Source organism: Phycicoccus sp. Soil748, from assembly GCF_001428025.1.
GTDB lineage: Bacteria > Actinomycetota > Actinomycetes > Actinomycetales > Dermatophilaceae > Pedococcus.
The window spans coordinates 127,025-138,754 of sequence record NZ_LMSC01000002.1 but is presented as its reverse complement, the minus strand read 5'-3'; the positions used below and the strand labels follow the sequence as shown (position 1 = coordinate 138,754).

Below are 11,730 nucleotides of genomic sequence, written 5' to 3'. Positions count from 1 at the left end.
CTGTGACCGAGGCCTTCCTCCTCGACGGAGCCCGCACCCCGATCGGCCGGTATGCCGGCGGGCTGGCGACCGTGCGTCCCGACGACCTCGCGGCCCTCGTGGTGCGCGAGGCCGTGCAGCGTGCCGGCGTCGACCCCGAGCTGGTCGACGAGGTGGTCCTCGGCGCCGCCAACCAGGCGGGTGAGGACAACCGCAACGTCGCCCGCATGGCGCTGCTGCTCGCCGGGCTGCCGCAGTCGGTGCCGGGGTTCACGGTCAACCGGCTCTGTGCCTCCGGCCTGACCGCCGTCGCGACGGCCCGCCAGATGGTCGCCTCGGGCGACGCCGACCTCGTGGTCGCCGGCGGGGTCGAGTCGATGACGCGCGCGCCGTGGGTCACCGAGAAGCCGACGAAGGCCTTTGCCCGCCCGGGCGCGACGTTCGACACCTCGATCGGCTGGCGCTTCACCAACCCGAGGTTCGACGCCGACACGACGCTGTCGATGCCGCAGACCGCCGAGGTCGTCGCCGAGCGCTGGGGGCTGACGCGCGACGAGCTCGACGCGTTCGCCCTGCGGTCGCACCAGCGGGCGGTGGCGGCCATCGCGGCGGGACGCTTCGCCGACGAGATCGTCGCGGTCCCGGTGGGCGACGGTGAGTTCTCCGTCGACGAGGGGCCACGTGCCGACACCTCGCTCGAGCGCCTCGCGAAGCTCCGCCCGGTCAACCACCCGCAGGGCCTGGTGACCGCCGGCAACGCCAGCTCGCTCAACGACGGTGCCGCTGCGGTCGTCGTGGCCAGCGAGGCGTTCGTCGCCCGCCACGGCCTGCAGCCGCGCGCCCGCCTCGTCGCGTCGGCGAGCGCCGGGGTGGCGCCCGAGGTCATGGGCATCGGCCCCGTGCCGGCCACGCACAAGGCCCTGGACCGGGCCGGCTGGTCCGTCGGGGACCTCGACGCCGTCGAGCTCAACGAGGCGTTCGCGTCGCAGTCGCTCGCCTGCATCCGCGACCTCGGTCTCGACGAGGAGGTCGTCAACGCCGACGGCGGTGCCATCGCGCTCGGCCACCCGCTCGGCGCCTCGGGCACCCGCATCCTGCTCACCCTGCTCGGCCGGCTCGAGCGCGAAGGAGGTCGCCGCGGGTTGGCGACCCTGTGCGTCGGCGTGGGCCAGGGCGCCGCACTCCTGGTCGAGAGGGCCTGACATGACCGCGCACGACCAGACCGACGTCACCGACTCCGCACCCGCCGACCTGCCCGAGGTCGTCGGCGTCCTCGGCGGGGGCCGCATGGGCGCCGGGATCGCCCACGCGTTCCTCGTCCGCGGGCCCCGCGTCGTGGTGGTCGAGAACGACGAAGCCGCCGCCGAAGCCGCCCGCGCCCGTGTCGTCACCAGCGTCGGGCGCGCCGCCGAGCGCGGCCTCCTCACCTCGACCGTGGACGAGGCGCTCGGCCGCCTCAACGTGACCACCGCTGCCGACGACCTGGCCGGCGCCGGGCTCGTCGTCGAGGCGGTGCCCGAGGACACCGACCTCAAGCTCGAGGTGCTGCGCCGGGCCGAGCGCGTCGCGCCCGGAGCCGTGCTCGCCACCAACACGAGCTCCCTGTCGGTGAGCGGCATCGCTGCCGGCTTGAAGGCGCCCGAGCGGTTCATCGGGCTGCACTTCTTCAACCCCGTGCCGGCCAGCGACCTCGTGGAGGTCGTGGTGGGCGAGCAGACCGGCGACGACCTCGTCGAGCAGGCCCGGGGCTGGGTCACGGCACTGGGCAAGACGGCGATCACCGTGCAGGACTCCCCGGGGTTCGCGAGCAGCCGCCTCGGTGTGGCCATCGCGCTCGAGGCCATGCGCATGGTGCAGGAGGGTGTCGCCTCGGCGCAGGACATCGACACCGCCATGACGCTGGGCTACCGGCACCCCGTCGGTCCGCTGCGCACCACCGACATCGTCGGGCTCGACGTGCGGCTGGCGATCGCCGAGCACCTCACCCGCGAGCTCGGTCCGCGCTTCGAGCCGCCGCAGGTGCTGCGCGACAAGGTCGCTGCCGGCGAGCTCGGCCGCAAGACCGGGCGTGGCTTCTACGACTGGTGAGCTGACCCACGGTCGGCGGGCACCAGGGCGAGCCCGTCGAACGCGATGGTGGTGATCGCGTCCGAGAGCTGGGCGGCGTCGACGGTGCCGCCCGGCCGGTGCCACTCCACGAGCGAGTTGACCATGCCGAAGAGCAGGCGGCTCACCAGCACCGGGGAGACGTCGGAGCGCAGCGACCCCTCGTCGACGGCCTCCCGCACGAGCGCCGCGAACCGGGCGTCGAGGTCACGGCGGCGGCGCAGGGCAGCCACCTCGACCTCGCTGTTGCCCCGCACCCGCAGGAGCAGCGTGACCGCCGGCTGGTGGTCCACGAGCACCTCGACGCTGCGTCGCACCGCTCGCCGCAGGCGCTCGTACGCCGTCGTGCCCGCCTTCTCGCGGCTCGCCTCGTCGAGGACCTCCGTGAGCCCGTCGAGGGCCTCGTCGAGGGCCTGGGACAACAGGTGCGTCTTGCTGGGCACGTGGTGGTAGATGGCCGACTTGCTGAAGCCGAGGGCGCGCGCGAGGTCGCCCATGCTGGTGCCGTCGTAGCCCTGCTCGATGAACAGGTCGACGGCCTTGCGCAGCACCGCCTCCTGGTCGTGCCCGGGACGACCGCGGCGGGGTGCGCCGACCTCCGCGTCACTCACGCGGCCACCTTCTCACAGAGGCACCTCGGCCCAGCACGGTCAGCCCCGGAGGGTCAGCCCAGCACGGGTCAGCCCAGCACGGTGTCGAGGAAGGCGTTGCCGAACACGCGCTGCGGGTCGAGCTCGTCCCGCAGCCGCCGGAAGTCGTCCCAGCGCGGGTAGAGGGGCGCGAGGTCGACCGCCGTCGCCACGAAGCACTTGCCCCAGTGCGGCCGGGCCCCGAGCGGCAGGAGGGCGGCCTCGACGACCGGCAGCACGGCATACACGGCGGCCTCGTCGAGGACCCACGTGAAGTGGAACCCGACCACGTCCTGCTCGAAGGAGCTGCTCAGCCACAACGCGTCTGCGGCGACGGTCCGGATCTCGGCGTTCTGCATGATCGGTGCCAGCGACGGCTGGAGACCACGCAGGGCCTCGATGGCGGCCGGTGCGTGGCGTCGCGGGACGAGGTACTCGCTCTGGAGCTCGGCGCCCCGGCTGGGGGTGAGCTCCATCCGGAAGTGCGGGAGCCGTTCGAGCCACGGCCCGGGCACCCCGCTCTGGTCGGTCACCGACTCGGTGGGCGCACCGTCGAGCATGTGCAGGGTCGTCGCGGACCTCGGCGCCCCGAACAGGTCGGCCGGCGCGTCGGCCGAGCGGCTCTTGCACCACGCCTGGAGGACGCCGCGGTCGTCGAACCGCGTGAACAGGCTGACGCTGTCGGCGACAGCGGTCAGGTCGTCGAACCGGTCCTCCACCAGCGACCACGGCAGGCCGGTGTAGACGTCCTGGCGCACGGGGTAGGTCGACTCGACGTCGAGGGTGACCCGGGTGAGGACGCCGAGCGCGCCGAGGGCCACGACGAGGCCGTCGAAGCCCTCCTCGCCCCGCGACGACCGGACCAGCTCACCGTCGGCGCGCACCATCTCCATGCCGGCGACCGCGGCCGACAGCGACGGGGTGCGGTCGCCGGAACCGTGCGTCCCCGTGGCCACCGCCCCGGCCACGCTGATGTGCGGCAGCGACGCCAGGGCCGCGAGCGCCCAGCCCTGCCGCTCCAGCTCGGCGGCCACGACGCCGTACGACGCGCCGGCCGGGACCGTGGCCGTGCGCGCCTCGGGGTCGACCACGACCGCGCCCTCCGCCGGGGCGGCGAGGTCGGCGACCGACACGAGCACCCCGTCGGTGTCGGCCAGGCCTGTGAAGGAGTGCCGCGACCCCAGCGCCCGCACGTGCGCCGCACCGGCCACGAGCTCTTGGAGCTCCTCGACGGTACGGGGCCGGGCCAGCGACGAGGCCCGGTAGACGTGGTTCCCCGCCCAGTTGCGCTCGGTCATGCGCCCAGTCTCCCCTCCGGCACGGATCCCGCTTCCGAGGTGGCCGCACACCGGCCGGCGACGCGCGCGCTCCACCCATGGCCCACAATCGAGCCCATGACGGTCTTCTCGGCTTCCAAGCGCTCCACGGCCGTGGTGCCGTTCGCCCGCGAGGCGGTCTGGGACGTGTTGCGCGACGCCGGCCAGGTCGCCCGGCTCACCCCGATGGTGCGCTCCATCGAGGACCAGGGCGGCACCTGGCTGTGGAAGCTCGCTCCCATCGAGGTCCTCGGCAAGAGCGTCGGGCTGTCGTTCACCGAGAAGATGGAGCTGCACCCGGTCGAGCGCATCGAGTTCACCCACGTCCCACAGGGCGACGAGCGGGCCGGGGTGGAGGGCACCTACCTGTTGCAGGAGAGCAGCAGCGCCACGCGCCTGTCGATCGACCTCGAGGTCAACGTCCACCTGCCGTTCCCCAGGCTCGCCAAGCCCGCGGTGCAGACCTCCATGCAGGCGGTCATCGCGGCCATGGGCGCCGGGTTCGCGCACAACCTCGACCGGCACCTCAAGTCGCGCCACTGAGGCCGGTCCGACCAGCGGCTGTCCCCCGTCGCTCTCCCCCACCACGGGCGGTGGGACCCCTGCGTCAGCGCGCCGGGGGCGGGCCCAGCAGCACGTCGCGCCAGCCGCCGACCCGGTGGTGCACCGGCCGGCCGTCGGCCCGGGAGACCCGCCCACCGGCCCAGGCCGCGTCGGAGTGCAGCGGACCCAGGATGTCGCGCTCGCGGTCGGGCACCGAGCCGTCCGGCACGGCCAGGGCCCGGTCGAGCGCCTCGCCGACGCCCACCAGCCGGTGCCCGTGTGGCAGCAGGTCGGCCCGGAAGTCCTCCTCGCGGCACACCATGTCGTGGTGCAGGCTCTCGACCAGCGTCTGCACGGTCGCAGCCGGCGCCGCGGTGAGCACCGGCGCCAGCCGGGCGACCAGCCCGGTCGGCACGAACGGCACGCTCACCTGCACGCGCGTGAGGCCGGCGAGCCGCGCATACCGACGCAGCAGGGCCGAGTACGCCAGCGGCTCCCCGCTCCCGATGTCGTAGGCGCGGCTCACCGTCGGCGCGGTGAGGGTGCAGACGAGGGCCGTGACCACGTCGGTGACGGCGACCGGCTCGACGCGGCTGCGCATCCACGTGGGCAGCGTCTGCACGGGCATGCGCTCGCTGATCTGGCGCATGATCTCGAAGGACGTGGAGCCGCTGCCGATGACCATGGCAGCGCGCAGCGCGTGGGTCGTGACGCCGGAGTCGGTGAGCACCTGCTCGACCTCCAGCCGCGAGCGCAGGTGCGGCGAGAGGTCGCTGTCGTCGAGGTCCGGGACGAGGCCGCCGAGGTAGGCGATGCGCCCCACGCCCTCGCGCACGGCGGCGTGCCCGGCGTTGTAGGCCCCCTGCCGGTCGGTCGTCGCGAAGTCGTCGCCGCCGAGGCCGTGGATCAGGTAGTAGAGCGCCTCGGCGCCCCGGCAGGCGGCGCGGACCGAGGCCCGGTCGAGGACGTCCATCCCCACGACCCGTACCCGGTCGGCCCACCAGAACCGGGCTGCGGACGCGGGGTCGGTGAAGGTGGCGGTGACGTCGTGGCCGGCGGCGAGCAGGGCCGGGACGAGCCGGCTGCCGACGTAGCCGCCCGCTCCGGTGACGACGACGCGCACAGACACCTCCGACTCGACCGGCACCGGCGGGACCGGCGGCACCGCTCCTGCGAACCTACCCGCGCGGCTCGGTGAGCGCGAAGTGTCGGCATGCCGCACGGATACCGACACCTCGCGCTCACCGAGGACGGCGCGCCGTACCGCGAGCGACGGGTTGGCCCCCGCTCCGGCACCCGGGCGCGGGACATGGCGAAGGGCCCCCGACCTCGTGGTCAGGGGCCCTTCGTGGCACGGGTGGCAGGTGAAGGATTCGAACCTTCGTAGCTTTCGCGATGGATTTACAGTCCACTCCCATTGGCCGCTCGGGCAACCTGCCTGGGTGCGCGTGGAAGGATAGCAAGGACACCCGCGATTGCCGAAACCGGCGCCCACCGCACCTCGTGGCGCCCAGGAAGGACACCCCCCATGGCCGACAGCTCGTTCGACATCGTCAGCAAGATCGACCACCAGGAGGTCGCCAACGCCCTCAACAGCGCCGCGCGCGAGGTGGCCACGCGCTACGACTTCAAGAACGTCGGCGCCTCCATCGAGGCCAGTGGCGAGGACAAGGTCATCATCAAGGCCAACACCGAGGAGCGCGCCAACGCCGTCCTCGACGTCTTCCAGACCTGGCTCGTCAAGCGCAAGGTCTCGCTCAAGCACCTCGACGTCCCCGAGCGCGGGCCGCAGCTCTCCGGCAAGGAGTACCGACTCGAGCTCGGGCTCAAGGAGGGCATCTCGCAGGAGAACGCCAAGAAGATCGGCAAGATCATCCGCGACGAGGGGCCCAAGTCGGTCAAGAGCCAGATCCAGGGCGACGAGCTGCGCGTGACCAGCAAGTCGCGCGACGACCTCCAGGCCGTGCAGGCGCTGCTCAAGGGCAAGGACGACCTGGACTTCGCGATCCAGTTCACCAACTACCGCTGAGCACCCTCATCGCGACGCACCGACGCCGCCGTACCCGGTCCGGGTGCGGCGGCGTCGTCGTGTGTCGGTGCGGGTCAGGCCTCGATGGCGAGGGTGGGACCGCCGAGGTCGGGGAACCGCAGCACTGAACCGTCGGAGTCGGTGTCGGGCGAGTCGTCGGACCAGCCGTCGAGGGCGATCGCGAGGCCGAGGGCCAGCCCCGCCATCTCGTGCTCGCCGATGCCGACGCGGCGGGCGACCTCGCGGGCGTTCTCGGGACGGGCGGCGGGGTCCTTGGACAGGCAGTCGGTGACGAGCTCGGCGAGATCGGTGGGGACGTCGTCGGGCAGCGGCGGAGGGGGCTCGTTGACGTGGCTGAGGGCCGTCGCGACGGGCGTGCCGCGGTCGAACGGGCGTTGGCCGCTCAGCATCTCGTGGGCGACCACGCCGAGCGCGTAGAGGTCGCTCGCGCCCGTGGCCGCCTCACCCATCGCCTGCTCCGGGCTGATGTAGTGCGGCGTCCCGAGCATCTCCCCCACTCGGGTGTGGCCGGCGGCGTCGAGCGCCCGCGCGATACCGAAGTCGGTGAGCTTCACCAGCCCGTCGGGCCGCACGAGGATGTTGGCGGGTTTGACGTCGCGGTGGACGACGCGGGCCTCGTGGGCGACGCCGAGAGCGAGCGCCGCCTGGCCGAGCAGCGAGCGAACCTCCGGCGCCGGCAGGGCGCCACGGCGGCGCAGCAGCAGCGACAGGGGCTCACCCTTGACGAGCTCCATGACGAGGAACGCCAGGCCGTCGTCCTCGCCGTAGTCGAACAGCGTCGCGATGTTGGTGTGCAGCAGGGCGGCCGAGTGCACGGCCTCGTCGCGGAAGCGCTTGGCGAACAGCTCCTCGTGGCCGGTGTCGGGTCGCATCACCTTGACGGCGACGGAGCGCTGGAGGACCTGGTCGGTGCCGGCCCAGACGTCGGCCATGCCACCGGACGCGATCCGTGCGCCGAGCACGTAGCGGTCGCCGAGGACGAACCCCTCAGTCAACCTGTTCATGCCGCGAGCTCCACGTGGAGGCCTTCCGTCGACCGAGGTGGGCGTCGATTGACATCTCAAGAACCTCGCGACTGCATCGTACGCCCACTCCGGACAAAGCGCACGGACGAGCAGACCGCTCACCCCACCTGACCTGCGACGACGCAGCCGGTCAGCCGAACGTCGCCCGCGAGCGCAGGGCCTCCTCGAGCTGCGACTGGGCGTCGACGATGGAGCGGCGCACGGCGGCCGTGAGGTCGTCGCGGCCGAGGGCCGCCCGGCTCAGCGCCGCCGTCTCCTCCTCGACGACCTTGGACGGGTAGGCCAGCGTGGCCACCCGGGCCAGGGCGTCGTCGCCCACCCACGCGGACATCGCCGGAACGTCGGTGAAGTAGCGGGCGGCGTACGGGCGCAGCACGTCCGGCTCACCCGAGGCCCAGAACCCCTGCGCGAGGGCGTTGAGCTCGTAGTTGGACCGCTCGCGGTTGGTGGTGAGCTCGCCCCAGGCCCAGGCCTTGGCGTCCGCCGACGGCATCGAGGCCCCGGCCATGAGCGCGCTGAGCCGGCCCTGGAGGGTGTCGTCCCGCTCGCGGGTGCGCTCGACGAGGTCGCGGCCGGCGAGCCCGCGGGCGGCCAGGTTCCGCACGACGATCCAGCCGAAGTCGGAGTCGTCCTCGAGTCCCTGCGGGCGGTCCTTGCCGGCGGCCCAGTCGCGCAGGAGCGCCTCGTCGGCGCTGGTGCGCGCGACCGTCCGCGCGGCGACGACCGCCCGCGTCGACCCGGGCACGGCCCGGGCCAGCACCGCGGCAGCCGCCCGGGCGACGACCTGCTCCGCGTCGTCCTGCTCCGCGTGCGGAAGGAAGGTGGGGATGACGCGCCCGAGCAGGCTCATGACGGTGCGGTTGAGCACCGAGTCGTTGTCCTCGTGGGGCCAGGCCTGCCCGAAGGTGCGGACCATCACGCGCGGGTCCACGGTGCCGAGGCAGACGCCGTCGATCAGCGACACCCACACCACGGCGCGGGCCTGCGGGTCGGGCACCAGGGCCAGCTGCTCCGGCACGGCCGCGATGGACTTCTCGTCGAGGGTGACCGTCGCCCACGTCAGGTCACCGGCGTTGGGCACCACGAGGTCGGCGTCCGGCGCGGCAGCCAGCTCGGGCACGACGGTGGAGTCGCCGACGGTCGTGACCGGCACCCGGAACGTCTCGGCGCCCCCGCTGAACCCGGCGACGTCGAAGGTGTGCGGACGGTCGGCCGGGAAGGCCTCGGGCACGGTGCGGTGCACGGTGCCGGACGCCGTGTCGAGGGTGATGACGTCGACCCCGGCGGTCAGCAGCCACGCGCGCGTCCAGGCGCCGAGGTCGGTGCCGCTCGCCTTCTCCATAAAACCCATGAAGTCGGCGAGCGTGCCGTTGCCGTAGGCGTGCTCGCGCAGGTAGTCCGAGACACCGGCGATGAACGCGTCGTCGCCGATGTGGGCGATGAGCTGGCGCAGCGTGGCCGCGCCCTTGGCGTAGGAGATGCCGTCGAAGTCCTGCAGCGCGGCCTCGGCGTCCAGCGCCTCCGACCCGGCCACCGGGTGGGTCGAGGGGGTGCGCTCCGCGGCATACCCCCACGCCTTGCGGGCCATGGTGGAGTCCACCCACGCCTCGGTGCCGAACTCGGTCGCCGCGGCCACGGTCCGGTGCGACATGTACTCGGCGAAGGACTCGTTGAGCCACAGGTCGTCCCACCACTGCATGGTGACGATGTCGCCGAACCACATGTGCGCCATCTCGTGGGCGATGGTGTTGGACCGCGTCAGCACCTCGTCGCGGGTCGCCCGGCCGCGGAACACGTAGACGTCGCGGAAGGTCACGCAGCCGGGGTTCTCCATGGCGCCGGCGTTGAACTCGGGCACGAAGACCTGGTGGTACTCCCCGAACGGGTACCGGATGCCGAACAGCGAGTGGTAGTAGTCGAAGCTCGCGCGGGTCACCTCGAGCATCTGCGGCGCCTCGCGCTCGAGCGCCTCCTTGAGCGAGGCTCGCGCGTGGATGCCGAGCGGTATGCCGTCGTGCTCGCTGCGCACGGAGGCGTAGGGACCGGCGCAGACGGTGACGAAGTAGGTGGCCAGCGGCCTGGTCTCGGCGAGCTCCCAGCGACCGGGCGCAGTGCGGGTTGCGGCCCCGTTGCCGAGGACGGTCCACGCCTCCGGCGCGGTGACCCTGACGGCGTACGGCGCCTTGAGGTCGGGCTGGTCGAAGCACGCGAAGACGCGCGGACCCGCGTCGAGGAAGAGGTGGCCGTACACGTAGTGCTCACCGTCGGCGGGGTCGACGGCGCGGTGCAGGCCCTGGCCGTCGCGGCTGTAGGCCATCACCGCCTCCGCCTCCAGCACGTTGTCGGCCGCGAGGCCGTCGAGCTGCACGCGGCCGTCGGCGAGGCCCGACACGTCCACGGCGGTGCCGTTGAGGACCAGGGACCGGAGCTCGACCGGCTTGACGTCGACCCAGGTCGAGGCGCCCGGCTCGGCGCAGGAGAAGGCGATGCGGGTCCGGGAGGTGAAGTGCTCCTCCCCCTGGTCGAGGTCGAGGTCGACCTCCATCCGCGTCACCCCTAGCAGGGCTGAACGGGTGCGGGCCTCGGACCTGGTGAGCGACGGCATGGGTGCGATCTAACCAGCCCGGCCGTGGGACGTGCGCCGGCCCGGACCTCTCGAGCGGCCCCGGACGGACCGAAGCCCCCGACCAGTGCTGGTCGGGGGCTTCGGTGCAGATCACCGGTTGCGGTGGATCAGATGACGCGGACCTTCTCGGCCTGCGGGCCCTTGGGGCCCTGCGTGATGTCGAACTCCACGCGCTGCGCCTCGTCGAGCGAGCGGTAGCCGGAGGAGTCGATCGCGCTGTAGTGCACGAAGACGTCGGGGCCGCCGCCGTCCTGCTCCACGAAGCCGAAGCCCTTCTCAGCGTTGAACCACTTGACTGTTCCCTGTGCCATGGGATTTCTCGTTCCTGTTGGCCGAGGTGGGCGCGGTCGCGACCCACCAGCTGCGCACACCACCACGACACGGAACAAGCCGCTGAAGAAAAAAGGCCCGCACACTGGCGGGCCCACTCAGACGAGGAACTGCAACTGCAACTGCGACAACCATACCGTGTCCCGGACCGTTTGCCGACATCGCTCCCCAGCGGCCTGTCGGACGCACCCACCGGGGTGCGCCCGACGGCCACGGGTCAGCGCTGGCGGAAGCCGTAGGCCTGCTGCTCGAGGCGGGCGATGCGCTCGGTCATCGGCGGGTGCGTCGAGAAGAACCGCGACACGTCCTGCGGCCGGAACGGGTTGGCGATCATCATGTGGCTGGAGTTCTGGATGGCCGGGGTGGGCTGCAGCGGTGCGCGCTGGACGCCGACCTCGAGCTTGCGCAGCGCCGAGGCGAGCGCGAGCGGGTCGCCGGTGAGGCGGGCGCCGTCCTCGTCGGCGTCGTACTCACGGGTGCGGCTGATGGCCATCTGGATCATCATCGCGGCGAACGGCGCGAGCAGCGCCATGGCGAGCATGGCCAGCGGGTTGGGCCGGTCCTCGTCGTTGCCCCCGCCGCCGAACATCCCGGCGAACATCAGCATCTGCGCGACCGAGGTGATGACGCCGGCGATCGCAGCCGCGACCGACCCGGTGAGGATGTCGCGGTTGTAGACGTGCATGAGCTCGTGGCCGAGGACGCCGCGCAGCTCGCGTTCGTCGAGCAGCCCGAGGATGCCCTCGGTGCAGCAGACGGCGGCATGCTCGGGGTTGCGGCCGGTCGCGAACGCGTTGGGCGCCGCGGTGGGGCTGATGTAGAGCTTGGGCATCGGCTTGCCGGCGCCGGTCGAGAGCTCGCGGACGATGCGGTACATCGCCGGCGCCTGCGCCTCGCTCACGGGGTAGGCGTGCATGGCCCTGATGGCCAGCTTGTCGGAGTTCCAGTAGCCGTACGCCGTCATGCCGACGCCGAGCAGCCCGAACAGCCAGATGTAGCGGCCGCCGCTGATGACCGACCCCATGGCCAGGAGCAGGGCGAAGATCGCGCCGAAGAGCGCAGCGGTCTTGAGCCCGTTGAAGTGGTTGTGCATGCCTGGGTCAACGCCGGTTCGAGGCGCGGCGTT

General features: G+C 72.6%; 11 protein-coding genes and 1 tRNA gene. 4 read left to right on the top strand and 8 right to left on the bottom strand.

What is annotated here, in order from left to right:
- The first annotated feature begins 2 nt into the window (after positions 1–2).
- Together ASG70_RS02075 and ASG70_RS02070 are read left to right on the top strand one after the other, a co-directional pair.
- The gene (locus tag ASG70_RS02075) at positions 3–1,181 is read left to right on the top strand and encodes an acetyl-CoA C-acyltransferase (RefSeq protein WP_056882194.1); all 1,179 of its coding nucleotides are present in this window, start codon (positions 3–5) and stop codon (positions 1,179–1,181) included.
- A 1-nt stretch (position 1,182) separates the two neighbouring features.
- Positions 1,183–2,067, top strand: coding sequence for a 3-hydroxyacyl-CoA dehydrogenase family protein (locus tag ASG70_RS02070; RefSeq protein ID WP_056882193.1), 885 nt, complete (start codon positions 1,183–1,185; stop codon positions 2,065–2,067).
- Here the strand turns inward: ASG70_RS02070 and ASG70_RS02065 are convergent.
- Both ASG70_RS02065 and ASG70_RS02060 read right to left on the bottom strand, forming a co-directional pair.
- A complete protein-coding gene (locus ASG70_RS02065) occupies positions 2,055–2,696 on the bottom strand; it encodes a TetR/AcrR family transcriptional regulator (protein WP_056882192.1) in 642 nt (213 codons plus the stop codon). The two genes, ASG70_RS02070 and ASG70_RS02065, sit on opposite strands and share 13 nt — an antisense overlap.
- A 68-nt stretch (positions 2,697–2,764) precedes the next feature.
- A complete protein-coding gene (locus tag ASG70_RS02060) occupies positions 2,765–4,012 on the bottom strand; it encodes an FAD-binding protein (RefSeq protein ID WP_056882191.1) in 1,248 nt (415 codons plus the stop codon).
- Between the two features lie 96 nt (positions 4,013–4,108).
- Between ASG70_RS02060 and ASG70_RS02055 the strand changes: the two genes are divergently transcribed.
- A complete protein-coding gene (locus ASG70_RS02055) occupies positions 4,109–4,573 on the top strand; it encodes an SRPBCC family protein (protein WP_056882190.1) in 465 nt (154 codons plus the stop codon).
- A 64-nt stretch (positions 4,574–4,637) separates the two neighbouring features.
- On the opposite strand, the gene ASG70_RS02050 is transcribed toward ASG70_RS02055, so the two are convergent.
- Positions 4,638–5,696 (bottom strand): NAD(P)H-binding protein, encoded by a 1,059-nt coding sequence (locus ASG70_RS02050; protein ID WP_162253881.1) that lies wholly within the window; start codon positions 5,694–5,696, stop codon positions 4,638–4,640.
- Between the two features lie 235 nt (positions 5,697–5,931).
- Positions 5,932–6,012: transfer RNA gene (locus tag ASG70_RS02045), tRNA-Tyr, on the bottom strand.
- Between the two features lie 89 nt (positions 6,013–6,101).
- Here ASG70_RS02045 and ASG70_RS02040 point away from each other — a divergent pair.
- Entirely contained in the window at positions 6,102–6,602 is a 501-nt protein-coding gene (locus ASG70_RS02040; protein ID WP_056882188.1) for a YajQ family cyclic di-GMP-binding protein, read from the top strand.
- Between the two features lie 74 nt (positions 6,603–6,676).
- On the opposite strand, the gene ASG70_RS02035 is transcribed toward ASG70_RS02040, so the two are convergent.
- From ASG70_RS02035 to htpX, 4 genes are all read right to left on the bottom strand, one after another.
- Positions 6,677–7,627 carry a serine/threonine-protein kinase gene (locus ASG70_RS02035; RefSeq protein WP_082589960.1) on the bottom strand — a complete coding sequence of 317 codons (951 nt, stop codon included), beginning with the start codon at positions 7,625–7,627 and terminating at the stop codon, positions 6,677–6,679.
- Positions 7,628–7,778: 151 nt separating this feature from the next.
- Positions 7,779–10,253 (bottom strand): aminopeptidase N, encoded by a 2,475-nt coding sequence (pepN, locus tag ASG70_RS02030; RefSeq protein WP_056882187.1) that lies wholly within the window; start codon positions 10,251–10,253, stop codon positions 7,779–7,781.
- A 128-nt stretch (positions 10,254–10,381) separates the two neighbouring features.
- Positions 10,382–10,585, bottom strand: a complete 204-nt coding sequence (locus ASG70_RS02025) for a cold-shock protein (protein WP_056882186.1) — start codon at positions 10,583–10,585, stop codon at positions 10,382–10,384.
- A gap of 236 nt (positions 10,586–10,821) precedes the next feature.
- Positions 10,822–11,697, bottom strand: a complete 876-nt coding sequence (gene htpX, locus ASG70_RS02020) for a zinc metalloprotease HtpX (RefSeq protein WP_056882185.1) — start codon at positions 11,695–11,697, stop codon at positions 10,822–10,824.
- Positions 11,698–11,730 lie beyond the last annotated feature (33 nt).